This is a genomic window from Rhizobium sp. NZLR1 (genome assembly GCF_017357385.1).
Lineage (GTDB): Bacteria > Pseudomonadota > Alphaproteobacteria > Rhizobiales > Rhizobiaceae > Rhizobium.
Map to the genome: position 1 here is coordinate 4366706 of NZ_CP071632.1, position 21921 is coordinate 4388626.

The 21921-nt window shown below is 59.8% G+C and carries 23 protein-coding genes and 1 tRNA gene; 9 read left to right on the top strand and 15 right to left on the bottom strand.

Annotated features, from left to right (window positions below; all coding sequences use genetic code 11):
* Nucleotides 1-28: 28 nt before the first annotated feature.
* The 5 genes from J3O30_RS21430 to J3O30_RS21450 all read left to right on the top strand — a co-directional run bounded on the left by J3O30_RS21430 (nt 29) and on the right by J3O30_RS21450 (nt 4061).
* Nucleotides 29-826, top strand: a complete 798-nt coding sequence (locus J3O30_RS21430) for a basic amino acid ABC transporter substrate-binding protein (RefSeq protein WP_207582162.1) — start codon at nt 29-31, stop codon at nt 824-826.
* A 16-nt stretch (nt 827-842) separates the two neighbouring features.
* On the top strand, nt 843-1655 hold the full coding sequence (locus J3O30_RS21435; protein ID WP_207582163.1) for an amino acid ABC transporter permease: 813 nt from the start codon (nt 843-845) through the stop codon (nt 1653-1655).
* A 47-nt stretch (nt 1656-1702) separates the two neighbouring features.
* A complete protein-coding gene (locus J3O30_RS21440) occupies nt 1703-1864 on the top strand; it encodes a hypothetical protein (RefSeq protein WP_007632413.1) in 162 nt (53 codons plus the stop codon).
* Between the two features lie 75 nt (nt 1865-1939).
* Complete coding sequence (gene leuC, locus J3O30_RS21445; protein ID WP_207582164.1) at nt 1940-3349, top strand: 3-isopropylmalate dehydratase large subunit; 1410 nt, start codon at nt 1940-1942, stop codon at nt 3347-3349.
* A gap of 361 nt (nt 3350-3710) precedes the next feature.
* A complete protein-coding gene (locus J3O30_RS21450; protein ID WP_207584399.1) occupies nt 3711-4061 on the top strand; it encodes a cell surface protein in 351 nt (116 codons plus the stop codon).
* Between the two features lie 97 nt (nt 4062-4158).
* Here J3O30_RS21450 and J3O30_RS21455 read toward each other — a convergent pair whose 3' ends face one another.
* A complete protein-coding gene (locus tag J3O30_RS21455; protein ID WP_207582165.1) occupies nt 4159-4989 on the bottom strand; it encodes an aldo/keto reductase in 831 nt (276 codons plus the stop codon).
* Nucleotides 4990-5119: 130 nt separating this feature from the next.
* Nucleotides 5120-5641 carry a L,D-transpeptidase gene (locus J3O30_RS21460; protein WP_207582166.1) on the bottom strand — a complete coding sequence of 174 codons (522 nt, stop codon included), beginning with the start codon at nt 5639-5641 and terminating at the stop codon, nt 5120-5122.
* Nucleotides 5642-5807: 166 nt separating this feature from the next.
* Between J3O30_RS21460 and J3O30_RS21465 the strand changes: the two genes are divergently transcribed.
* Together J3O30_RS21465 and J3O30_RS21470 are read left to right on the top strand one after the other, a co-directional pair.
* Nucleotides 5808-6491 (top strand): response regulator transcription factor, encoded by a 684-nt coding sequence (locus J3O30_RS21465; protein ID WP_003582964.1) that lies wholly within the window; start codon nt 5808-5810, stop codon nt 6489-6491.
* Nucleotides 6492-6607: 116 nt separating this feature from the next.
* Complete coding sequence (locus J3O30_RS21470; RefSeq protein ID WP_207582167.1) at nt 6608-7063, top strand: cyclic nucleotide-binding domain-containing protein; 456 nt, start codon at nt 6608-6610, stop codon at nt 7061-7063.
* 53 nt (nt 7064-7116) lie between these two features.
* Here J3O30_RS21470 and J3O30_RS21475 read toward each other — a convergent pair whose 3' ends face one another.
* From J3O30_RS21475 to tesB, 6 genes are all read right to left on the bottom strand, one after another.
* The gene (locus tag J3O30_RS21475; RefSeq protein WP_207582168.1) at nt 7117-7920 is read right to left on the bottom strand and encodes an exodeoxyribonuclease III; all 804 of its coding nucleotides are present in this window, start codon (nt 7918-7920) and stop codon (nt 7117-7119) included.
* 101 nt (nt 7921-8021) lie between these two features.
* A complete protein-coding gene (locus J3O30_RS21480; RefSeq protein WP_207582169.1) occupies nt 8022-8690 on the bottom strand; it encodes an outer membrane lipoprotein carrier protein LolA in 669 nt (222 codons plus the stop codon).
* A gap of 139 nt (nt 8691-8829) precedes the next feature.
* A complete protein-coding gene (locus J3O30_RS21485; RefSeq protein ID WP_207582170.1) occupies nt 8830-11499 on the bottom strand; it encodes a DNA translocase FtsK in 2670 nt (889 codons plus the stop codon).
* Nucleotides 11500-11777: 278 nt separating this feature from the next.
* On the bottom strand, nt 11778-13130 hold the full coding sequence (locus J3O30_RS21490; protein ID WP_207582171.1) for an ammonium transporter: 1353 nt from the start codon (nt 13128-13130) through the stop codon (nt 11778-11780).
* A 25-nt stretch (nt 13131-13155) separates the two neighbouring features.
* Nucleotides 13156-13506 carry a P-II family nitrogen regulator gene (locus tag J3O30_RS21495; RefSeq protein ID WP_003543684.1) on the bottom strand — a complete coding sequence of 117 codons (351 nt, stop codon included), beginning with the start codon at nt 13504-13506 and terminating at the stop codon, nt 13156-13158.
* A 221-nt stretch (nt 13507-13727) separates the two neighbouring features.
* A complete protein-coding gene (tesB, locus tag J3O30_RS21500) occupies nt 13728-14612 on the bottom strand; it encodes an acyl-CoA thioesterase II (protein WP_207582172.1) in 885 nt (294 codons plus the stop codon).
* A gap of 84 nt (nt 14613-14696) precedes the next feature.
* Here tesB and J3O30_RS21505 point away from each other — a divergent pair, with 84 nt between their 5' ends.
* Nucleotides 14697-15911 carry a ubiquinone biosynthesis hydroxylase gene (locus J3O30_RS21505; protein WP_207582173.1) on the top strand — a complete coding sequence of 405 codons (1215 nt, stop codon included), beginning with the start codon at nt 14697-14699 and terminating at the stop codon, nt 15909-15911.
* Between the two features lie 17 nt (nt 15912-15928).
* Here J3O30_RS21505 and J3O30_RS21510 read toward each other — a convergent pair whose 3' ends face one another.
* The 4 genes from J3O30_RS21510 to J3O30_RS21525 all read right to left on the bottom strand — a co-directional run bounded on the left by J3O30_RS21510 (nt 15929) and on the right by J3O30_RS21525 (nt 18631).
* A complete protein-coding gene (locus tag J3O30_RS21510; RefSeq protein WP_003589705.1) occupies nt 15929-16117 on the bottom strand; it encodes a Trm112 family protein in 189 nt (62 codons plus the stop codon).
* A 9-nt stretch (nt 16118-16126) separates the two neighbouring features.
* Nucleotides 16127-16813: an LON peptidase substrate-binding domain-containing protein gene (locus J3O30_RS21515; protein ID WP_207584400.1), complete on the bottom strand. Its 687-nt coding sequence runs from the start codon at nt 16811-16813 to the stop codon at nt 16127-16129.
* A 174-nt stretch (nt 16814-16987) separates the two neighbouring features.
* Complete coding sequence (trxA, locus tag J3O30_RS21520) at nt 16988-17962, bottom strand: thioredoxin (protein ID WP_207582174.1); 975 nt, start codon at nt 17960-17962, stop codon at nt 16988-16990.
* A 159-nt stretch (nt 17963-18121) separates the two neighbouring features.
* Nucleotides 18122-18631, bottom strand: coding sequence for a prolyl-tRNA synthetase associated domain-containing protein (locus J3O30_RS21525; protein ID WP_207582175.1), 510 nt, complete (start codon nt 18629-18631; stop codon nt 18122-18124).
* A 256-nt stretch (nt 18632-18887) separates the two neighbouring features.
* Between J3O30_RS21525 and J3O30_RS21530 the strand changes: the two genes are divergently transcribed.
* Nucleotides 18888-18962 (top strand) — tRNA-Gly (locus J3O30_RS21530).
* Nucleotides 18963-19553: 591 nt separating this feature from the next.
* On the opposite strand, the gene J3O30_RS21535 is transcribed toward J3O30_RS21530, so the two are convergent.
* Genes J3O30_RS21535 through J3O30_RS21545 form a run of 3 tightly spaced genes read right to left on the bottom strand, consistent with a single transcriptional unit; the run spans nt 19554 to nt 21483 of the window.
* Nucleotides 19554-19943 carry a hypothetical protein gene (locus J3O30_RS21535; protein ID WP_207582176.1) on the bottom strand — a complete coding sequence of 130 codons (390 nt, stop codon included), beginning with the start codon at nt 19941-19943 and terminating at the stop codon, nt 19554-19556.
* Nucleotides 19944-19951: 8 nt separating this feature from the next.
* Nucleotides 19952-20680 (bottom strand): hypothetical protein, encoded by a 729-nt coding sequence (locus J3O30_RS21540; RefSeq protein WP_207582177.1) that lies wholly within the window; start codon nt 20678-20680, stop codon nt 19952-19954.
* Entirely contained in the window at nt 20680-21483 is an 804-nt protein-coding gene (locus J3O30_RS21545; protein WP_207582178.1) for a TIGR04255 family protein, read from the bottom strand. The genes J3O30_RS21540 and J3O30_RS21545 overlap by 1 nt, the downstream gene beginning before the upstream one ends.
* Nucleotides 21484-21921: the final 438 nt, after the last annotated feature.

Consider the following 21921-nt stretch of genomic DNA (forward strand, 5'->3'; position numbering starts at 1 on the left):
TTGCCGTTCAATTTTAGGGAACCGATCAATGTTGTTTCGCCGCACCGTTCTTGCGAGCTTCGCCGCCCTTAGTCTTCTGCCGCTCGCCGCAATGGCCGCTGCGCTGCCCGATCTAGGCGGCAAGAGCGTCGTCGTCGTTACCGAGAACGCCTATCCGCCGCTGCAATTCGTGGATCCGAAATCCGGCAAGCCGATCGGCTGGGAATATGATGCGATGAACGAGATCGCCAAGCGCCTGAATTTCAAGGTCGAGTATCAGAACACCAGCTGGGACGCGATGATCCAGGCGGTTTCCGACGGCCAGTACAATATCGGCATGACCGGCATTACCATCAAGGAAGACCGCAAGCAGAAGGTCGATTTCTCCGACCCCTATATGCGCTCGCAACAGTTCATGCTGGTGCGCGGCGACGAGAAGCGTTTCACCGAGGCCAAGTCCTTCGGCGCATTCAAGGACGGCCTGGTCGGCGCGCAACCCGGCACGACGCCTTTCTATACCGCTGTCTATGAAGTGCTCGACGGCAACGAACAGAACCCGCGCATCAAGCTGTTCGAAACCTTCGGCGCCACCGTCCAGGCCCTGAAGGCCGGCGACGTCGACGTCGTGTTGACAGACGGCACTGCCGGCAAGGGTTATGTCGATGCCTCGGGCGGCGCCCTGAAACTGATCGGCGAGCCGCTCGGCACCGAGGATTTCGGCTTCATTTTCCCGAAGGGCTCCGATCTCGTCGCCCCGGTCAATGCCGCCATCGCCGCTCTCAAGGCCGACGGCACGCTGGATGCGCTGAACAAGAAGTGGTTCCTCGACTACAAGATGGGCGAATGACGCCGAGCAATTGCTGATGGCTTTGCGACCATCTCCCGACAGGCACGTCAAGGACGACTATCCCTGGTGGCTGATCGCGCTTGTCGTGATCGGCATCGCCCTTGCTGCCGTCATCGTCGCCAACGATATCTACGCTCAGGTTTTCCGCACCGTCGTCAACGGTGTCGGCATCACCGTCTTCGTCACGCTGGTCGCCTTCGTGCTCGCCACCGTGCTCGGCCTCGGCATCTGCCTGCTCGGCATGGCCGACAGCCAGGTGTTGCGCCAGATCGCGCGATTCTACATTGAGATCATCCGCGGCATCCCGATCCTCGTGCTACTGTTCTACGTCGCCTTCGTCGGTGCACCGGCTCTGGTTGCTTCCTATAACGTCCTGATTTCGCCGCTGGTGACATCAGGCATGGCCGAGCCCATCCTGGTGCGCGATCTCTCGTTGATGTGGCGAGCGATCATCGCGCTGACGATCGGTTACTCTTCCTTCATCGCCGAGATCTTCCGGGCCGGTTTCCAGTCGGTCGATCTCGGCCAGATCGAGGCTGCCAAGGCACTCGGCCTTTCCCGCTACCGGCGCTTCCGTTCCGTCGTCTTCCCGCAGGCGATCCGGGTGATCTTCCCGCCGCTCTCCAACGATTTCGTCTCGATGGTGAAGGACAGCTCGCTCGTCTCCGTGCTCGGCGTCGCCGACATCACTCAGATGGGCAAGGTCTATGCCGCCGGCTCCTTCCGCTTCTTCGAAACCTATTCGATCGTCACCTATATCTACCTGATCCTGACGATCGGCCTGTCGCTGGCGCTGCGGCGGACGGAGAAGTGGATGAAGTCGCGGTGAACGATCGATAGCCGTGACACGGCTGAAGGGACCGCGGACGCCCTTTGATGATTCAAATTGAAGCCGCCGCGAAAAATCGTTATATGCAGGCGATGGAATCCAAGTTCAGATGCACAGGTGCGCATATTTTCGTGCTGCAGGACCACTATCGCCTGCCGGCGCGGTTCTTTGCATGCGTGTCCGGTGCGCTCAGCAGCCGACTTCGTTGATCGAATGACGGCCGGCGGAGCCTGATCCGCTTTTTTCTCGATTTCCCAAAGCATCCAAAAAACGGACTTAACGCCATGAGCGCACCGCGTACTCTCTACGACAAGATCTGGGACGATCACCTGGTCGACCAACAGCCGGACGGCACCTGTCTTCTCTACATCGACCGCCATCTGGTCCATGAAGTCACGTCGCCGCAGGCGTTCGAAGGCCTGCGCATGACCGGCCGCAAGGTTCGCGCCCCGGAAAAGACGCTCGCCGTCGTCGACCATAACGTTCCGACCTCGCCCGATCGCCATCTCGGCATCAAAAACGAGGAAAGCCGCATCCAGGTGGAAGCGCTGGCCACCAACGCCGCCGAATTCGGCGTCGAATATTATTCGGCAAGCGACAAGCGCCAGGGCATCGTCCACATCGTCGGTCCGGAACAGGGCTTCACCCTGCCCGGCATGACCATCGTCTGCGGTGACAGCCACACTTCGACGCACGGCGCCTTCGGCGCGCTGGCGCACGGCATCGGCACCTCCGAAGTCGAGCATGTGCTGGCGACCCAGACGCTGATCCAGAAGAAGGCGAAGAACATGCTGGTGCGGGTCGACGGCCTGCTTCCGCCGCACGTTACCGCCAAGGACATCATCCTCGCCATCATCGGCGAAATCGGCACCGCCGGCGGCACCGGCCACGTCATCGAATTTGCCGGCGAAGCGATCCGCGCGCTGTCGATGGAAGGCCGCATGACCATCTGCAACATGACGATCGAAGGCGGCGCCCGCGCCGGCCTGATCGCCCCTGACGAAAAGACCTTCGAATACATCAAGGGCAAGCCGCGCGCGCCGAAGGGCGAGGCGCTGCAACAGGCAATCGCCTACTGGAAGACATTGGAGACCGACGAAGGCGCTCACTATGACCGCGTCGTCGTGCTCGATGCCGCCAGCCTGCCGCCGATCGTCTCCTGGGGCTCCTCGCCCGAGGACGTTATCTCCGTCCAGGGCATCGTCCCGAACCCCGACGACATCCAGGACGAGACCAAGCGCACCTCCAAGTGGCGCGCCCTCGACTATATGGGTCTGAAGCCTGGCACGAAGATGACCGACATTACCCTCGATCGCGTCTTCATCGGTTCCTGCACCAACGGCCGCATCGAGGATCTGCGCGAAGTCGCCAAGGTGGTCGAAGGCAAGACGGTTGCCGCCACCGTCGATGCGATGATCGTTCCGGGCTCCGGCCTCGTCAAGGAACAGGCGGAGGCCGAAGGCCTCGACAAGATCTTCAAGGCTGCCGGTTTCGACTGGCGCGAGCCGGGCTGCTCGATGTGCCTGGCCATGAATGACGACCGCCTGAAGCCGGGCGAGCGTTGCGCCTCGACCTCGAACCGCAACTTCGAAGGCCGTCAGGGCTTCAAGGGCCGCACGCATCTCGTCTCGCCGGCAATGGCCGCTGCCGCCGCGATCGCCGGTCACTTCGTCGATATCCGCGACTGGAACTGATCCGTCCGACGGAGAGAATGAAAGCCGCCCGATGCCTGCAGAGCACATCGGGCGGCTTCGCCTTTCATGACCCTGTCGCTTCGGTGCGAGGCTGTTGCGGCTTGCAGCACGGCGCGCCGCCCAAGCGCACAAAGATCTGCAGCGTCTTAAGGTTTTGCATGAAAACTTAGATCGTTTGCGATTTGACTATGCCCTTGCGGGCGAGCCCATTTGTGCGTCGCCGGCAATTCCCATTTCATCCTTTCGGGCAATCGACATCGATAAATTCCTGTGGCCTCATCGATATCAGGCGCGACACGCGACAGACCGTCAGCCTGCTACGGACGGCTTCGGCGAACACTGCGCCTTGGGGAGTGTCGTCATGAGGCGGAAAATGGCAAAGAGTCTCGCGCATGCCATCCTGACCGTATTTGCATCGCTGGCATCGATCGACGCCGTGGGCGCCGTATCGATGCATCCAACCCTACCGCCGCTCACGCAGGTCTCGTCGAGCCAACTGCTGCAGGTGGCGCAGAACAGAGTACCGTCAGTCAACGGATATCGCGGCTCCAGCAAGGCCCGACCCGGTTATATCAAGAGCTCGAACGGTTATTGGTATCCCTCGCGCGCCTTCGACGATTATACCGGCTCGATTAGACGGCCGACGAACCTGGGCAATACCTGCAACTACGGCTTTGCCCCGACCAACGGATCGTCCAGTTGCAATTACTGACGTGAAGGCTGCGTGACCTGTGCCATGTGGCCGCCGCCGCGGCGATCTTTTCTTCAGAGGCGGCCTTTGATGGGTTGGGTCGTGATCGAAACGACGATCAGAAAGTTGCCGTCATCGGGTCCGGTCCCATGCGGGCGCTGGCGCGGTCGAGTCTGGCGATCGCCGCCATGTCATCGGCATCAAGCTTGAAATCGAATACCTGGAAGTTCTCCTCGATACGCGACGGCGTCACCGACTTCGGGATGACGACGAGGCCGGTGTCGATATGCCAGCGGATGATGACCTGGGCCGGCGTCTTCCGATGCTTGCCGGCGATCTCACCGATAACCGGGTTCGAAATGAATTTGCCCTGGCCGAGAGGGCTCCAGGATTCGGTGGCGATATTCAGCTTCTTGTGCGCCTCCTGCGCCGCCTTCTGCTGGAAGTCGGGATGCAGTTCGATCTGGTTGATGACCGGAACGACACCGGTTTCGCCGATGATGCGCTCCAGATGTTCGGGAAAGAAATTCGACACGCCGATCGAGCGGGCGCGGCCCTCTTCGCGGATGCGCACGAAAGCCTTCCAGGTCTCGGTGTAGAGGCCGCGATGCGGCGACGGCCAGTGAATGAGATAGAGATCGACATAGTCGGAGCCGAGTTTCTTCAGGCTGCCGTCGAAGGCGCTGAGCGCATTGTCGTAACCCTGGTCGGTATTCCTAAGCTTGGTGGTGACGAAGATATCCTTGCGGTCGAGGCCGGAAGAGCGGATGCCTTCACCGACGCCCTCTTCGTTGTCGTAGCCGGACGCCGTATCGATATGGCGATAGCCGGCGGCAATTGCGGTACGCACCGTCGGGGCGGCAATGTCCTGCGGCGTCTGCCAGACGCCGAGACCGACCTGGGGAACGGAATGTCCGTCATGGAAAGTAATGATGGGTTGAGCGGTCACAATATATCTCCGGGAGTTTGAGAATTGGACGAGGCATGAATTGCGCCCACACTTTTAGGCGTCCCGGAACGCATTTCAGCCTGAGCGCTCGGTCACCGAAAACATATAGGCGGCCGTATCCGGAAGACAATCAGAGGACCCGGACAATCGTCCCTTTCCGAAGATGCGGCAGAAGCCGGCGCATGTCGCTGAGGCTGACCGCCACGCAGCCGGCCGTCGGCTCGTAGCCCGGCCGGATGAGATGGAAGAAGATCGCCGAGCCGCGATTGCGCGCCCGCGAGGAGATGTTCCAGTCCATCACCAGACAGATATCGTAGAGCCCGTCGCCACGCCGCATCTCCTCATGGCTCGGGCCGAACGGCCCCCTGACGAGGCGATTATAGCTGGCGTTGTCGGGCTGATCGCACCAGAGCATGTCGGCGCGGATGCGGCGGATGGGAAGAGAAGTGGCGAGCCGGCCGTTTCGCTCACCACGCCGGAAGCCTGATATCAGCCTCATCGAGGCGATCGGTGTGGCGCCGTCGCCCTCTCGTTTCATTGCGGTTCGTCCGGAGCGGCCGATCGCGGCAGGGACGGTGATGGCGCCGAACCGGACGATCGCCCGGCTTTTCTGGCCCGGCGCCGGCCGCACCACGATCGTCGACGGCTTCATCCCCGGCTTCCGCCTTGTTTTTTCCATTTTTCTCGCATGTCTTGCATTGTCTGGGGCTCCCATTGAAATCATATGAAAACCTGTGCGGCAACAGCCCGCCGCCCGATCCTTGCCAAACCAGGAATTTGGCGTAGGACTAGGGAAGATAACACGAGGACAAGACGGCATGACCGCACGCACCATTCTTCTGGTGGATGACGACGACGACCTTCGTCAGACGCTGACGGAGCAATTGTCGCTGTATGAGGAGTTTTCGGTTCTGCAGGAAGCCAACGCCGGCAAGGGTGTTGCGACCGCCCGCTCGACACCGGTCGATCTGCTGATCATGGATGTCGGCCTGCCCGATATGGACGGCCGCGAGGCGGTGAAACTGCTGCGCAAGGGCGGCTTCAAGGCGCCAATCATCATGCTGACCGGCCACGATACCGATTCCGACACGATCCTTGGCCTCGAAGCCGGCGCCAACGACTATGTCACCAAGCCCTTCCGTTTCGCCGTGCTGCTCGCGCGCATTCGCGTGCAACTGCGCCAGCACGAGCAGAGCGAGGACGCCACCTTCACCGTCGGCCCCTACCTCTTCAAGCCGAGCCAGAAACTGCTCACCACCGATAACGGCCAGAAGATCCGGCTGACGGAAAAGGAGGCGGCGATCATCCGCTATCTCTATCGTGCCGAACAGAAGGTCGTGACCCGCGACGTGCTTCTCGAAGAGGTCTGGGGCTATAATTCCGGCGTGACGACGCATACGCTGGAAACCCACGTTTACCGGCTGCGCCAGAAGATCGAGCGCGATCCCTCCAATGCCGAAATCCTGGTCACCGAAAACGGCGGCTACAAGATCATACCCTAGAGCATTTTCATTTTTCTCCGAATCACGGAAATGCTCTATCTCTCTGTTTTCACGCAATTCCGGACGCAAAGCCGCTACGCGCTTTTGATGGAATTGCTCTTAGGCGAAAAGCCCGCATGGCGCTGACCGACGACATCCACATGCTCGCGCAGCTTCCTTTGTTCAGGGATATGAACGAGGATCAGCTGCGGCTGATCGCCTTCGGCGCCGATCGGCGCATGATCGCGGCCGGCCAGATGCTGTTTCGCCAGGGCTCGCCCGCCGAGAGTGCCTATGTCGTCCTCAGCGGCAGCCTGGAGCTGAGCGCTGCAAGCAGCGACGGCATGCAGAAGACGGAGGGGGTCGCCGGCCCCGGAACGATGATTTCCGAACTGGCGCTGGTCACGCTGGTGGAGCGCAAGTTCACCGCGGTGGCGCGCGAGGACACCGGCATCATCCGCATCACCCGCGCCCTCTTCCACCGACTGATCGAGGAATATCCGGACGCAGCCCTGCTGATCCAGAACCGCATCCGCGACAATCTCGCCGAACTTGCGGCAAAGGCCGCAAGCCAGTTCTACCGCTTCAGCTGAGGCCTGCTGGAGCGGTTCTGCGCTTCCACGAAAAGCTGAACCACCACACCGCTCTAAAGATCGAAATGCGCCGTGACCGGCACATGGTCCGAGGGCCGGTCCCAGCCGCGCGCCTCCTTCAGGATCTCGATGCGCCGGAGATGCGGCCCGAGATCCGATGACGACCAGATATGGTCGAGACGGCGGCCGCGATCGGCCGCCTCCCAGTCCTTGGCGCGGTAGCTCCACCAGGTATAGAGCTTCTCGTTCTCCGGCACATGCTGGCGCATGAGATCGAGCCAACCGCCGCGCTTCATCACCTCAAGCAGCCCGTCGGTCTCGACAGGCGTATGGCTGACGATCTTCAGGAGCTGCTTGTGCGACCAGACATCGTGCTCCAGCGGCGCGACGTTCAGGTCGCCGACCAGGATAGCGGAGGTGTTGCTCTCACCATTGGCTTTCAGCCGCTTCATCTCCTCGATGAAATCGAGCTTGTGGCCGAATTTCGGATTGACGGTACGGTCGGGCTCGTCGCCGCCGGCCGGAACGTAGAAATTGTGCAGCCGGACACGGCGATTGCCGCGCTCGAAAATCGCCGAAATGTGTCTGGCATCGCCGACCCCGCAATAATCCTGCCGGTGATCCTCCGTCAGCGGAATGCGCGAGGCGATCGCCACGCCGTGATAGCCTTTCTGGCCGTGGATGATGATGTGATCGTAGCCCATCGCCCGCAGCGGTGCGGCCGGAAAGAGCTCGTTCGCCACCTTGGTTTCCTGCAGGCAGAGAATGTCGGGCCTGTGCTTGAGAACGAGCTGCTCGACGATCGGCATGCGCAGCCGCACCGAGTTGATGTTCCAGGTGGTGATCGAAAAGCCCATATTCCCAGCCCTTTCATGCTTTCATGAAAGGGCTTTAGAACAAAGGCGGATGGGAGGGAACCGCCCGCGTGCAAAACAGGGGACAGTCAACCAAAAAGGCGTCAGTCGCGGGACTGAGGCGTGCCCGGAATGGTCTCATAGGGCACGCGGAACACGCGATCGTCGAACTGCATGCCTGTCTTGACGTTGAAGATCATCACCGACGTGTCCTTGCCCTGGTTGTCGGTGATCGTCCACTGACGCAGGTCGTAGGTCTTCGGGTCGAACATCATGGTGATGGTCGAGCTGCCGAATACCGTGTTGTTGCCGAGCGCAATCGTCGTCAGATCCGACTCTTCCTTCACGCGCTTCACCATGCCGGCCGAGAGGTCGATGTGCTGCGCCAGGAGCAGGCTGAGCGGCGTCTTCGAGAGCGGATAGAGGTCCCAGGTTTTCAGCTTGGTATTGCCGATGGCGACGTTTTTGCCGTCGGCGATCACGCGCATCGGCGACGGGTCGTCATAATTGAAGCGCAGTTTGCCGGGCCGCTGGATGAAAAACTTGCCGCCGGTCTGCTCGCCGCGCGGACCGAACTGCACGAATTCGCCCTGCATCGTCGTGACACCGGAGAAGTGGTCGGCGATCGCCTGCGCGGTGCCGGAGGCGGGAGCTGCCGCCTGCGCATAAGCACCGAAGGGAACGGCGCTCACCATCGCAGCAACGGCAAAGGCGCCGAGAAGATCGCGGCGCGTTACCGTCAGGCCGGAGAGGAAGGGGTCGGAGTTACTCATCTAAATCTCCTTTATGCGATCTGCATGCTGCCGAAAGACGGCGTCTTCAAGGCGTTGCGATCGGCCCGCGAGAGGTAACGGCTTCGACGCTGTCAGGTTTCCGCAAAACCGGCCCTATTGGAAATATATGCCAATTATTTCAGCGGTCGAGGATATCGCCTTCGGTCGGAACAAGAATCTCGCGTTTGCCGGCATGATTGGCCGGCCCGATGATGCCTTCCTTCTCCATCCGCTCGATCAGCGAGGCGGCCCGATTGTAGCCGATGCCGAGCCGGCGCTGGACGTAGGAGGTCGAGGCCTTGCCATCACGCAGCACGATGGCGACAGCCTGATCGTAAGGATCTTCCGATTCCGAAAGGTTGGACGTGCCGGCCGGGCCACCGCCGCCGTAATCACCATCTTCGTCGTCGTCGGCGGTGATCGCATCGAGATACTGCGGCGAGCCCTGGGTCTTCAGGTAGGAGACGATCTCTTCCACCTCGACATCCGAGACGAACGGACCATGCACGCGCTGGATACGTCCGCCGCCCGCCATGTAGAGCATGTCGCCCATGCCAAGCAGCTGTTCGGCGCCCTGTTCACCAAGGATGGTGCGGCTGTCGATCTTCGAGGTGACCTGGAAGGAGATGCGGGTCGGGAAGTTCGCCTTGATCGTGCCGGTAATGACGTCGACCGATGGGCGCTGTGTCGCCATGATCACATGGATGCCGGCCGCGCGCGCCATTTGCGCCAACCGTTGCACGGCGCCTTCGATATCCTTGCCAGCGACCATCATCAGGTCGGCCATTTCGTCGATGATGACGACGATATAGGGCATTGGCCTGAGGTCGAATTCTTCGGTCTCGTACATTGCCTCGCCGGTGTGACGGTCGAAGCCGGTCTGCACCGTGCGCGAGATCGCCTCGCCCTTCGACAAGGCCTGCTCGACGCGGGTGTTGAAGCCGTCGATGTTGCGAACACCGATCTTCGACATCTTCTTGTAGCGCTCTTCCATCTCGCGCACGGTCCATTTGAGCGCGACGACGGCCTTCTTGGGATCGGTGACGACGGGCGAAAGCAGATGCGGGATTCCGTCATAGACCGAAAGTTCGAGCATCTTCGGGTCGATCATGATCAGCCGGCATTGTTCCGGCGTCATGCGGTAAAGCAGCGACAGGATCATCGTGTTGATGGCGACCGACTTGCCGGAGCCGGTGGTGCCGGCGACGAGCAGATGCGGCATCTTGGCGAGGTCGGCGATGACGGCTTCGCCGCCGATCGTCTTGCCGAGCGCCATGGCGAGCTTCGCCTTGCTGCCTTCGAAATCCCTGGAGGCGATAAGTTCACGCAGATAGACGGTCTCGCGCGTCTGGTTCGGCAATTCGATGCCGATCGCGTTGCGGCCGGGCACGACGGCGACGCGGGCGGCAATGGCGCTCATCGAGCGGGCGATATCGTCGGCAAGGCCGATGACGCGCGACGACTTGATGCCGGGCGCCGGCTCCAGTTCATAGAGCGTGACGACCGGGCCGGGGCGGACATGGATGATCTCGCCCTTGACGCCGAAATCCTCAAGCACGCCTTCGAGCATGCGGGCGTTCTGCTCCAGCGCATCGGCCGATAGCGTCGAGTCGCGCACGACATTCTTCGGTTCGGCAAGCAGATGCATCGAGGGCAGTTGGAAACCCTCCGGACGGATGAACGAGCCCTGCGCCTCCCGCTCGATGCGGGCGCTGGGCTTCGGACGCGAGACCAAAGGCACGACGCGCGGTTCCGGCTTGCCGGCGGCCTTTGCCGGTGCGCGGATCATCCAGTCGTCGTCGTCATCATCGGGCAGAATATCGGCCGGGCGCGGCGGCATGTCGGCATCGAAGGGCAGATCGTCGTCATCATCGTCGTCATCGACGGAAAGCGACGGTGCAGAGACGATACGCCGCGGCGATGCTGCGCGTGCCTCCATCGACGGCTCCATGCGCTCGCCGCGGACGGTGGGCGCCTTAGCGCGGACGGGTTCGTTCAGCGTGCCGAACTCGTCATCGTTGAAATCATAGGGTGATTCGAAATCGCCCTGGCGGCGCTTGCGCGGCCCCATGCCGAAGAGCCGGCGCAGCCGCCCTTGGCTCATGTACCAAGCATGGGTCATCGCACCGCTAAGAGCGACCCAGCGCGACTCGTCGTCCTCGTCCTCGTCTCCGACGACGCGGACCTTGCTTGTTGTCCCGACGCAATCTTCCTCGATCTCCTCCTCGGAGTCGCTGCGGCCGACGAGGCCCGACGCAAATAGCATCATCCAGGCGGTCGGCGCGGCAAAGATGCAGCCGACGACCATGGCGAAGGTGCCGGTGGGATAAGCGCCGACGAAGAGTGCGGGAAAACGCAGGATCATGTCGCCGATGACGCCACCGATCCCGTTCGGGATCGGCCAAGTGAGCGGCGGCGGGAAGCAGCCGATCACGGCGCAGGAAAGCACCGTACCGGCAAGCCAGGCGCCGGCTCGGGCGGGGATACGGCTGAAGCGGCGGCCCGAGATCAGCGTCAGCGCCCAGGCGACGATCGGCAGCATCGAAATGACGCTGGCAAGGCCGAGAAACTGCATGACGATATCGGCAAAGGCAGCGCCGCTATAACCGAGGATATTGGTCGGCAGATTGGCAGTGGCATAGGAATAGCTCGGATCGGCAACGTTCCATGTCGCCAGCGCCGCGACGCAGAGCGCCAATAGCAGAAAGATCGCAAAGCCGATGAGGGCCTGGATCTGCCGCAGCATGAATGCCGAGAGGGAGAACCGATCCGGACGGCCATCCATCGCCGGCGACGTGCTTCTTGCCATGTGTCTAACCCGTCCAATGCCTGAGGGCAGGCGAATCACCGAAGCTTCGCCATGCCAAAATGCGTCCGCTCCACCTAATCAGAGCCGGGTTAAAGCGATGTTAACCATGCACGCCTGGACGTGCATTCGCGACAGGGAAATAAAAAAAGCCCGAACCTTGAGAGGTCCGGGCCAAATGCGGTCTATGGCAGCTTTTCCGGGTCTAACCCGGAAAAGCTCTAGATAGGCCGCGACGGGCCGTGGAGCGGCGCCCTTAAGCCAGGCGCCGCAAAGCTGATTTACGAGTGGTAGGCGGCTTCGCCGTGGGTCGCGAGGTCGAGACCTTCGCGCTCGGCTTCGACGCTGACGCGCAGCCCGATGACGACATCGACGATCTTGTAGAGGATCGCCGAACCGACGCCGCACCATATGATGGTAGTGAGAACGGCAATGAGCTGAACAACGACCTGGCTTCCCATCGTCACACCTTCGACATAGCCGACGCCGCCGAGCGACGCGCTGGCGAAGACGCCCGTTGCGATAGCGCCGAATATGCCGCCCACGCAGTGCACGCCGAAGACGTCTGCGGTGTCGTCATAGCCGAACTTGTTCTTCACGACGGATACGAAGAAGTAGCAAAGCGGCGAAACGGCTAGGCCCATGACAATCGCGCCCATCGGACCGGCGATTCCAGCAGCCGGCGTGATGGCAACGAGACCCGCAACCATGCCGGAAGCACCGCCGAGCATAGACGCCTTGCCACGAGCAAGGGTTTCGACGAGCGTCCAGGAAACGATGGCAGCTGCGGTCGCGATGAAGGTGTTGACCGTTGCAAGCATCGCACCGCCGGAGGCTTCGAGGTTGGAGCCCGCGTTGAAGCCAAACCAGCCGACCCAGAGCATCGAGGCGCCGACCATGGTCAGCGTCATCGAATGCGGTGCCATCATGTCCTTGCCGTAGCCGGTGCGCTTACCGACCAGAAGAGCGCCAATGATACCAGCGATACCGGCATTGATGTGGACGACCGTACCCCCTGCGAAGTCAAGCGCGCCCATCTTGAAGAGCATGCCGTTCGAATCCCAGACCATGTGCGCGATCGGAAAGTAGACGAAAGTCGCCCAAAGTGCGCAGAAGAGAACTGCAGCCGAAAATTTGATGCGCTCGGCGAAAGCCCCGATGATCAGGGCAGGTGTGATCGCTGCGAAGGTCATCTGGAATAACATGAAGATGAATTCCGGAATGACGACGCCCTTGGAGAAGGTTGCAGCCGTGGTTGCCGTGGAAACGCCGGAAAGGAACATCTTGGCTGTGCCGCCCCAATAGGGGCTGTCCGAACCGCCGAAAGCGAAGGAATAGCCGTAAATCACCCAGATCAGCATAACCACCGCGCCGATCATCGTGCACTGCATCAAAACGGAGAGCATGTTCTTGGCGCGAACGAGACCGCCATAGAAGAGTGCTAGGCCGGGCACCAGCATGAACAGCACAAGGATCGTGGAAATGAACATGAAGGCAGTATCGCCCTTGTCCGGCACCGGTGCTGCAGCCGCAGCCGGTGCAGCTTCCTGCGCGAAAGCGACGGCCGGCGCGAGAAGCGCTGCCGAAGCTGCGCAAATCCGCGCAAAGGTGGAAGAAAACTTCGAAATTGACATTGGAAAAAGCTCCTTGATCTGCCGCTTACAGCGCTTCTGAATCGGTTTCGCCCGTACGGATGCGCACGGCATGGTCGATCGAATAGACGAAAATCTTGCCGTCGCCGATCTGACCGGTCTTGGCCGATGCCGCGATGGCCTCGACCGCCCTGTCGACGAGTTCCGATGCAACCGCGATTTCGATCTTGAGCTTCGGCAGGAAGCTGACCGCATATTCGGTGCCGCGATAGATTTCGGTATGCCCCTTCTGGCGCCCGTAGCCCTTCACTTCGGTCACGGTCAGCCCTTGAATGCCGATCGCCGTAAGAGCTTCGCGGACCTCATCGAGCTTGAACGGCTTGATAATAGCCATCACAATTTTCATCTGGTTTCCCATCCTTCGTTATCCTCGGCGCGGAGCCGACTCTCCTTGCCGCTGACGTTCCTGAACAGCGACCGGCGATATACATTCAAGGGACGTGCCAGATTCGAGGCATGGAATAACTTATTGAAAAATAACGATTATAATACCGGGCGCCAATAAACAGGCAAATGATCGGCAAATGATCGGCCATCAATCGCACAAATAATGCGCAATTTTAAAAAGATGCGTATTTTTTATTCATTTGCCTTTTTCCGAATCAAACCCTCCTGTGCGACAGAGGCAATCAACTCACCCGATCGGGTAAACAGGCTACCCCGGGTCAGCCCTCTGGCACCCGACGCCGACGGGCTGTCCTGCGTATAAAGCAACCAGTCGTCGAGCTTGCAGGGCCTGTGAAACCACATCGAATGATCGAGACTTGCCACCTGCAGGCTCTGATCGAAGATGGAGGTGCCGTGTGCATAAAGCGACGTATCGAGCAGGGTCATGTCCGAGAGATAGGCAAGCACGGCCGCCTGATAGAGCCGGTCGTCGGGAACCGGGCCGGTGGCGCGCACCCAAACGTCTTGTTTGGGATCGAGCTTCTTGTCGGAAAAATAATGCGTCAGCGAGACGGGACGGATCTCGATCGGCCGCTCGCGCTGCCAGTATTTTCGGATCGCCTCCGGCGCATGCGCGAGATATTGCTCCTTGATCTGCTGTTCGCCAAGCAGCGCTTCGGGCATTGTCACCTCAGGCATGACGATCTGGTGATCGAAGCCCGGCTCCTCCACCTGGAAGGAGGCCGACAGCGTGAAGATCGCCTTGCCGTGCTGGATCGCGACGACGCGCCTGGTATTGAAGCTCGATCCATCGCGGATGCGCTCCGCCTGGTAGATGATCGGCACCGAGGGATCGCCGGGCCGCATGAAATAAGCATGCAGCGAATGGACGAAACGCTCGCCCTCGATGGTGCGCTGCGCCGCCATCAGCGCCTGGCCGATCACCTGGCCGCCGAAGACGCGCTGCCAGCCGGCCTGCGGGCTGCGTCCACGGAAGATATCGACCTCGATCGGCTCCAGGTCGAGCGTCGAAAGCAGTGTCTCCATTGCCGAAGACCCGGTCGTCTCGCGCGTCATTTTGTATGTCTCCCGGCGGTAGGAAGTGAAGTTGCGATGATCTATATAGGTCACATCTGAGGCACAAGGTACGGGAGCGGCGCGATGCTGGACATGCTGGTTGTGGGCGGGGGTTATGTCGGCCTTTCCGCCGCTGTCGCGGTCAAACAGGCAGCCCCCCATCTGAATGTCGTCGTCGTCGAGGCGGCCCCGGAGCATGTCTGGAAAAACGACACGCGCGCTTCCGCCGTCATCGCGGCGGCGTCGAAGATGCTCGAGGTCTTCGGCATCTGGAATGAGATCGAGCCGGAAGCCCAGCCGATCACCAAAATGATCGTTACCGACTCCAAGACCTCTGATCCGGTGCGCCCGGTTTTTCTCACCTTCGACGGCGAAGCGGCGGAAGGCCGGCCTTTCGCCCACATGATCCCGAATGTCGCCATGGTCGCAGCGCTGCGGGGCGTCTGCGAGCGGCTCGGCATCGACATCCGTCACGGGCTCGGCGCCACGGAGCTGAAGACGCACGACAGCCACATAACCGTCACGCTTTCGGATGGCAGCGCGCTGGAGAGCCGGCTGTTGGTTGCCTGCGACGGCGTGCGCTCGACGCTGCGCGATCTCGCCGGCATCAAGACCGTCACCTGGAACTACGGCCAGTCGGGCATCGTTGCCACGGTCGAACATGAGCGGCCGCATGATGGCTGCGCCGAGGAGCATTTCCTGCCGGCCGGTCCCTTCGCCATCCTGCCGCTCAAGAACAATCGCTCCTCGCTCGTCTGGACGGAGCGGACACATGATGCCGATCGGCTGGTCGCCGCCGACGACCTGGTCTTCGAGGAAGAGCTCGAACGCCGCTTCGGCCACAAGCTTGGGGCGCTGAAAATCATCGGCGACAAACGCGCCTTCCCGCTCGGCCTGACGCTGGCACGCGCCTTCGTCGCACCGCGTTTCGCGCTGGCCGGCGACGCCGCCCACGGCATTCACCCGATCTCAGGCCAGGGCCTCAATCTCGGCTTCAAGGATGTAGCGGCACTTGCCGAAACGATCGTGGAGGCTGATCGGCTCGGCCTCGATATCGGATCGATCAACATTCTCGAACGCTACCAGACCTGGCGCCGCTTCGACACCTTCCGTATGGGCGTGACGACGGACGTGCTGAACCGGCTGTTCTCCAACGACGCAACACCGATCCGCATCGCCCGCGACGTCGGCCTCGGCATCGTCGACCGGCTGCCGCGCCTCAAATCTTTCTTCATCGGCCAGGCGGCTGGAACGACGGCAAAGGACAATCCGCGGCTGCTGGCAGGCCAAGTCATTTGATAGTGATTTAAAGACGCCTATTCGTCGAGGCGACGGGCTTCGGACACCAGCATGATCGGAATGCCGTCGCGGATCGGATAGGCAAGCCGCGCCTTTTCCGAGACTAGCTCATTGTGTTCGCGATCATAGGAAAGCCGGCCCTTGGAGAGCGGGCAGACCAGCAGATCGAGCAGCTTTGGATCGACGCGGCTGAGTTTTTCATCCATGGCTGAAGTCTACTGCAGAACCGTGTCGGAGTCACCGAAGACCCGCGCCAGCACGATCTCGGTAATGGCGATCAGCGTTTCGGCCCGCGTCTTCAGATCGGGCGCTTCCAGCAGTGCCTGCTTTTCAGCCGGTCCGAACGGCGACATCATCGCCAGCGAATTGACAAGCGTCAGATTGCTCGCCCGCTCGACGCTCTCCCAGTCCGCTTCCAGCTTGTTGGCATCGAGATAGGCCTTGAAGGCAGTCAGAAGCGCTGCGCGGTCGACCGCCTCCTCCTCGTTCGCGGCCGAGAGATCGGCGATGAACGGCGCGATACGGAAGGTGCGGAACGGATCGCTGGTTGCTTTCTCCTCAAGCAACCGAAAGCGGCAGACGCCGGTCAGCGAGACGATATAGCGGCCGTCGCCAGTTTCGGCGAAGGAGGTGATGCGGCCAAGGCAGCCGACGGCGGCAAGATTGGGATCGCCGCCCTTGTCTTCGTGTTCGCCGAGCGCCGGCTGCACCATGCCGATCAGCCGGTTTCCCGTCAGTACAGCATCCAGCATCGCCAGATAACGCGGCTCGAAAATGTTGAGCGGAAGCTGCCCGGCCGGCAGAAGGAGGGCACCGGTCAGGGGAAAGACGGCGATTGTATCAGGCAGATCGCCCGGCTTCAGGTATCTGGCATTCCCGACTTGCATGAAACCGTCCCGCATTCTTGTAACGGGCATGCCCGTCCTCACGAGAATGTGGTGCCCCCGTCCGAAAACGCAAGGGCAGTTGCTCGAAACTTAGCGCCTACCTCCGAAAATCCGAATCGCCTTTCAACAGGATCAGACAGGGATACAAAGCAATACAGCGCCTTGCCGCCCTGTCGGACCCGCGGCGCTTTACGAGAACAGCATCGCCGAAAGCTTGCGCCGAGCCGAAATCGTCGCCGGATCCTTGAAGCCCCAGACCTCGAAGAACTGCAGCAGCTGGCGACGGGCGCCGTCATCGTCAAAGGCGCGGTCCTTGCGCATGATCAGCAGCAGGTGCTCGGCCGCTTCGTCGCGCCGGCCTTCGACATTGAGGATCTTGGCGAGCTTCAGCCGCGCCTCATGGTCGTCGGGGTTGACGGCAAGGCCACGTTCGAGCGCAACAGGATCGCCGAGCTTGCGGGCTTCCTCGATCTGTTCGAGCTTTTTCAGTACGGCCTGGATACCGGCGTCCTTCGCCAACTCTTCCGGCAGATCAGTCAGAGTTTCGCGCGCCCGCTCATGCTGGTTTGCGACGATCATGCACTCGGCCATGCCGGCAATCGCCTTGGCATTTTCGGGATCGGCCTGCATCACCGCGGCGTAGAGCTGAGCGGCCTCATTGATGTTGCCGGCGGCCAGCAGTTCTGCTGCTTCCGTAACCACGGCTTCGATCTCGGCCGCCTCATCGGCGCCGGCCGGGCCGGCGATACGGTCGATGAACTGCTGAATCTGGCTTTCCGGCACTGCACCCATGAAGCCGTCGGCGGGGCGGCCGTTAACGAAGGCGATCACGGCGGGGATCGACTGGATGCCGAGCTGGCCGGCGATCGAGGGATGGTCGTCGATGTTCATCTTGACCAGCCGGACGCGGCCCTTGGCTTCGTTGACCACCTTCTCCAACACCGGCGTCAGCTGCTTGCACGGCCCGCACCAGGGCGCCCAGAAATCCACCAGCACCGGTTGATTGCGCGATTCCTCGATGACGTCCTTGCCGAAATTCGCGGTCGTGGTGTCGGTGATGTAGCTGCCGGCTGCAGCCACGGGTTCTGGGGTGGCGCCGAAGCTTGTCGTCGCCGTCATCTGATTTCCGAAGGAACTGTTATAGGGGTTGTCGCTGCCGCTCATAGGTATCTCCCGCCGCGCCGATCTTGCCGGCGTCTTTGCTAAAGCATGTCGCGCAAAAGTGTAGCGGTTTTGCGATCAAGACATGCACAAAACCAAAGGCCTAAAGCGCCGCAAGCGAAACTGAAAGTCCGCGACGCGCTTTAGCGCTAAAATCGTATGTCAGGACGTCACTTTCAAGACAAGCGGCTTATGCCCGGTCGCTTCCATGAAACGGATGAGATCGGAGCTCGCAATCGATGTCGTCGCATCGTTGGATAGCGGATGGCAGTTGATGATCTCCTCGCGCATCAGATCGGTATCGAGCACGAAGGTGACATTCGCCGCAGTATCGTTGATCGCGCCGAATGCAGTGACCGCGCCGGGAATGACGCCGAGATATTCCATCAACTTCTCGGGCCTGCCGAAGGAGACCCTGCCGGACCCGCCGATGGCATTATGCACCTGCTTGAGATCGACGGCAGCGTTTTCCTCGACGGTCAGCAGAAAATACCTGTCCTTCTTGTCCTTGACGAACAGGTTCTTGGTGTGGCCGCCGGGGATCTCGTCGCGCAGCGCAACCGATTCCGCCACGGTGAAAACCGGCGCATGGTCAACCGTCTTATGGGCAATGCCGAGCCCATCGAGAAAGGCAAACAATTCTTCTCTGGTCTTCGGGACATTTTCGGACATTGGGCAATCCATTGGATAGGAAGGGAAAAAGACAAGGCGTCCTGATTAAGTCCGTCGACATCGTTTGGCAATCTTTGCGGCCGACGCTTTGCCCCGCATTTGCGGCCTTTCCGCCCGGCCCGCGCGAGCAGGAGAATTTTTCTTCACCTCTCCGTCATTTCCCTGTTGCATTTGAAAACCCGTTAGGCCATATAGCGCCGGTCGCCGCGAGGCGGCGCCCACGGTCCAACAACTACCCCGGACCGATGTGGATTGAGCGGGTGTAGCTCAGGGGTAGAGCACAACCTTGCCAAGGTTGGGGTCGAGGGTTCGAATCCCTTCGCCCGCTCCAGTTTCTCTAAGAAAATCATACGGTTATTAGACGCTCAGTTGAGCGTCTGGCGTGCGCATGTTAGCCAGCGACCACATAGCTACCGGAGCCTCGTATCCATTCGCCCGTTAGGCATATTGGGATGGACCTGCGAATCACGGCAAGCCGACCGGCTTCTATTTCGACGAACTAGAGAGATAGTCCCAGTCGATAGGCATGCTGTCGACATAATCTTGCGCACTTAAGTCGGCCAAGGTTTGCATGATGAAAAGCGGACTAGCCCTGTTGTATTTGGCGGGCCATAGCACACCGTCAAAAAGCGACTTCAACACATCATTTATCTTTTCGTTAGAGATCAGCCTCCGAACCTCTGGGTGCAATATCGCTCTGAAGCCAACCTCAACTACCTTCGCATCCCAATCCGGTGCGGCGGTTGCGCGAATGCTCGCAATTGAACGCAACGCCTTTCCGTTATCCGAGTCCCTATCGTGCCACTTTTGCATTTTGCTTCGGATGGCGCCGAGCACCTCGTCGTTGAAATCATCAGGGAAAGCAAACCGACCGTGCTTACGAGCCAGCGCCTCGCCAAAACGGTTCCTCTCGGCATCGTCACTAAATCCGACTTCGCGTTTTAGCCTTCAAAACGCTCTTTGGCACTGTCATCATGCGGTTTAGATCGATAACGACAGTCGCTTTAGGAGGGTGTTGAAGCTTCGCGGCAACTGGCGTTCGACCGCTTTGAATTTCCTTCAGAAAGCTGTCAGTGACTTCCCGGAGCGGGCAAACCACAACACTCTCTTTGCCGGGTCCAAAATTGACGATGTCGCAGGTCTGGCTAATGACGACGAAACCCGGCACATCCAGCCCGAATGGCACAAGTTCGCCGTCTTCAACACTGTCAACCACCAAGAATTGCTTGATGTCGACCGTGTAGTCGCCCTGGCGCCACTTGTCCAAAGCTGACTTATCTATTTCCGAAGACGAACCTACCGTCGAAGTCATTCAGCTCTCTACAATTTCTTGAGCCGAAGCCTCTTTCCAGTTTCTCGGCCAACAAACCCTTCTGCCGAATCACCAATGTCGTCAGAAGCGATAAGTCTATCGTACCACTCATCTGCAAATTTTGAGTGTGTTTGATCTTTTTTCTTCCACAGCGCGTCTGGTCGGCCCGGTCCTTTGGCTGTCAAAGTTCGAACGCGGTCGTATTCGCCAGCTTCAAGGAGCGCGAAAATCGAAAATCCGTTTCCGCTGGCAAAAAGAAGATTCTGATTATCTTCGACCGATCCCCGATCAATATGCTGCAACGTCGCAAGCAATTTGGAAATTCGCTCCCGGTTCACCAGCGATACCTTTAGGCCATTCTGCCAGTCATAAAATGCCTGTCTTGAGCAACCTAACAGTCGGCTCAATTGATCAACGCTTACGCCGAGCAGCCGCCGGATTTCAGCGATCTGGGCCGAAGCGTCTTGAGGCTTAAATTCGCCGCTTACGGGTTCGACCGGCTTAACCTTCTCAAACGTCGAAGTCGTGTTTCGGCCAATGCGTGCAGCGATGGAGTACCAATCACTTGCAGTCCAACCGGATACCGTGGAAGAGGCAAAATTGCCTCCAACTATCAAAACTTTTGCGCCGGCATCGAACACAACAATAGGAGGATTACGGCGGTCAGCGCATGGAGATGTTCCTAGGCGCCGTTCTACTACCATTTCGGGATCGCCATAGGGGACTTCAGCAATCATCAGATCTCACCCCCAAATCTCCGCAAGAATTCCTCGGTAACAGCCCACCTAAAGAAACTGTAGCATCGTGCCGCCTTTCGTTCCGCATCAAAGACGAGTTCATCGACGCGAAACTGACGAGGAGCAACGTGATGCTCGTGGGAAACGTCAATATCCAAGAACCACGATTCATCATCGATCTGTGGCATGACTTCGGGTTCATGACTGCCGTGAGCCGGTAGAATCCCCCATTTTACAAGAAGGTTCCCCTCGTCAACCCTGCAGGCAACCTCAGATACCGAGTAATTGAACGAGCTACGAAGCTCAGTAGCGCTGAGACCAGCCATTTCGTGGCGCAGCATATCGCGGATATTCCCGAGGGCTGAAGTTGGGACGCGATCCACATACCGCACCCCGACCCGCCAGACGTGAGTCGGCCGGATCGTCTCTTCCAGGGCGTCCAATACGAATGTCAATCGCTTCAGAAAATCCGCTCTAGACGAATATTTCTTGGTCTCAAGAGCAACGAAATTAGCGCCAAGCGAAATTCGCCAATTGGCGTCGGCATCCGAAAGCCGCCACAACTGATCCTGATTGGATTGAAGAGCATGCGGGAGAACATTGAACGTCTGGACCAAATCACTAGAGAACAGAGGGTAGGAGGCGCGCACCTTCTCCTGAAAACCGCCAATGAAATTGATATCCCTGACTTGAACAATTTCAGGAAATCTCACTTGGCAGAGCACAGATGCAAGAGGCGCGTTGGATAAGGGAATCTCTTTTGGTGCCTCGCCGTGCAGCGGGTCAAAGTCTTCTGAATCCATGTGGCGGCTATCCCAGGGGTGATTTGCACACTGTATCGAGTGTCAAGTAGAGTGTAAAGTATGTGTTGACAACCAGTATTTGCCCGGGAATTTTCACGGTTAAAGGTAACGTTTCATTAAGCGGTTGAATTTGCTTTTAATTAAAGAGAATTACACGAAGACGACATAGATTTCGGGTTTTGAGCCTTCACCTTGGCGTGGCCGATAAGCGGTTTCGCGGCTAAATCGTAACCGTGCCTCCGCCGGGGCCTGTGCCGCAAACGAGTTATTTCAGCAGGTATCCGTTGGCTGAAAGCCACTCACGGAGGATGCGACGAATAGCCTCCGAACGTGTGGGCGCGTCAGCTTCCTTCTCAACAAATTTGTCGAGTGCTGCGCCGATCTCATCTGCGAGCCGGACACCCGTAATCGGGGTTTTGCCGGTCGCGGGTCTTCCTC

Excerpts from the sequence above, each read along its gene's own strand:
- J3O30_RS21475 (WP_207582168.1), bottom strand. The coding sequence starts at position 7,920 with ATGGGCTTTTCGATCACCACCTGGAACATCAACTCGGTGCGGCTGCGC.
- J3O30_RS21510 (WP_003589705.1), bottom strand. The coding sequence starts at position 16,117 with ATGGATGAAAAACTCAGCCGCGTCGATCCAAAGCTGCTCGATCTGCTG.
- J3O30_RS21460 (WP_207582166.1), bottom strand. The coding sequence starts at position 5,641 with ATGAAGCCGTCGACGATCGTGGTGCGGCCGGCGCCGGGCCAGAAAAGC.
- J3O30_RS21430 (WP_207582162.1), top strand. The coding sequence starts at position 29 with ATGTTGTTTCGCCGCACCGTTCTTGCGAGCTTCGCCGCCCTTAGTCTT.
- leuC (WP_207582164.1), top strand. The coding sequence starts at position 1,940 with ATGAGCGCACCGCGTACTCTCTACGACAAGATCTGGGACGATCACCTG.
- J3O30_RS21540 (WP_207582177.1), bottom strand. The coding sequence starts at position 20,680 with ATGATTGCTGAAGTCCCCTATGGCGATCCCGAAATGGTAGTAGAACGG.
- trxA (WP_207582174.1), bottom strand. The coding sequence starts at position 17,962 with ATGAGCGGCAGCGACAACCCCTATAACAGTTCCTTCGGAAATCAGATG.
- J3O30_RS21485 (WP_207582170.1), bottom strand. The coding sequence starts at position 11,499 with ATGGCAAGAAGCACGTCGCCGGCGATGGATGGCCGTCCGGATCGGTTC.
- J3O30_RS21495 (WP_003543684.1), bottom strand. The coding sequence starts at position 13,506 with ATGGGAAACCAGATGAAAATTGTGATGGCTATTATCAAGCCGTTCAAG.
- J3O30_RS21545 (WP_207582178.1), bottom strand. The coding sequence starts at position 21,483 with ATGGATTCAGAAGACTTTGACCCGCTGCACGGCGAGGCACCAAAAGAG.
- J3O30_RS21435 (WP_207582163.1), top strand. The coding sequence starts at position 843 with ATGGCTTTGCGACCATCTCCCGACAGGCACGTCAAGGACGACTATCCC.
- J3O30_RS21450 (WP_207584399.1), top strand. The coding sequence starts at position 3,711 with ATGAGGCGGAAAATGGCAAAGAGTCTCGCGCATGCCATCCTGACCGTA.
- J3O30_RS21515 (WP_207584400.1), bottom strand. The coding sequence starts at position 16,813 with ATGCGGGACGGTTTCATGCAAGTCGGGAATGCCAGATACCTGAAGCCG.
- J3O30_RS21470 (WP_207582167.1), top strand. The coding sequence starts at position 6,608 with ATGGCGCTGACCGACGACATCCACATGCTCGCGCAGCTTCCTTTGTTC.
- J3O30_RS21465 (WP_003582964.1), top strand. The coding sequence starts at position 5,808 with ATGACCGCACGCACCATTCTTCTGGTGGATGACGACGACGACCTTCGT.
- J3O30_RS21525 (WP_207582175.1), bottom strand. The coding sequence starts at position 18,631 with ATGTCCGAAAATGTCCCGAAGACCAGAGAAGAATTGTTTGCCTTTCTC.
- J3O30_RS21480 (WP_207582169.1), bottom strand. The coding sequence starts at position 8,690 with ATGAGTAACTCCGACCCCTTCCTCTCCGGCCTGACGGTAACGCGCCGC.
- J3O30_RS21505 (WP_207582173.1), top strand. The coding sequence starts at position 14,697 with ATGCTGGACATGCTGGTTGTGGGCGGGGGTTATGTCGGCCTTTCCGCC.
- J3O30_RS21440 (WP_007632413.1), top strand. The coding sequence starts at position 1,703 with ATGATTCAAATTGAAGCCGCCGCGAAAAATCGTTATATGCAGGCGATG.
- J3O30_RS21490 (WP_207582171.1), bottom strand. The coding sequence starts at position 13,130 with ATGTCAATTTCGAAGTTTTCTTCCACCTTTGCGCGGATTTGCGCAGCT.
- J3O30_RS21535 (WP_207582176.1), bottom strand. The coding sequence starts at position 19,943 with ATGACTTCGACGGTAGGTTCGTCTTCGGAAATAGATAAGTCAGCTTTG.
- tesB (WP_207582172.1), bottom strand. The coding sequence starts at position 14,612 with ATGACGCGCGAGACGACCGGGTCTTCGGCAATGGAGACACTGCTTTCG.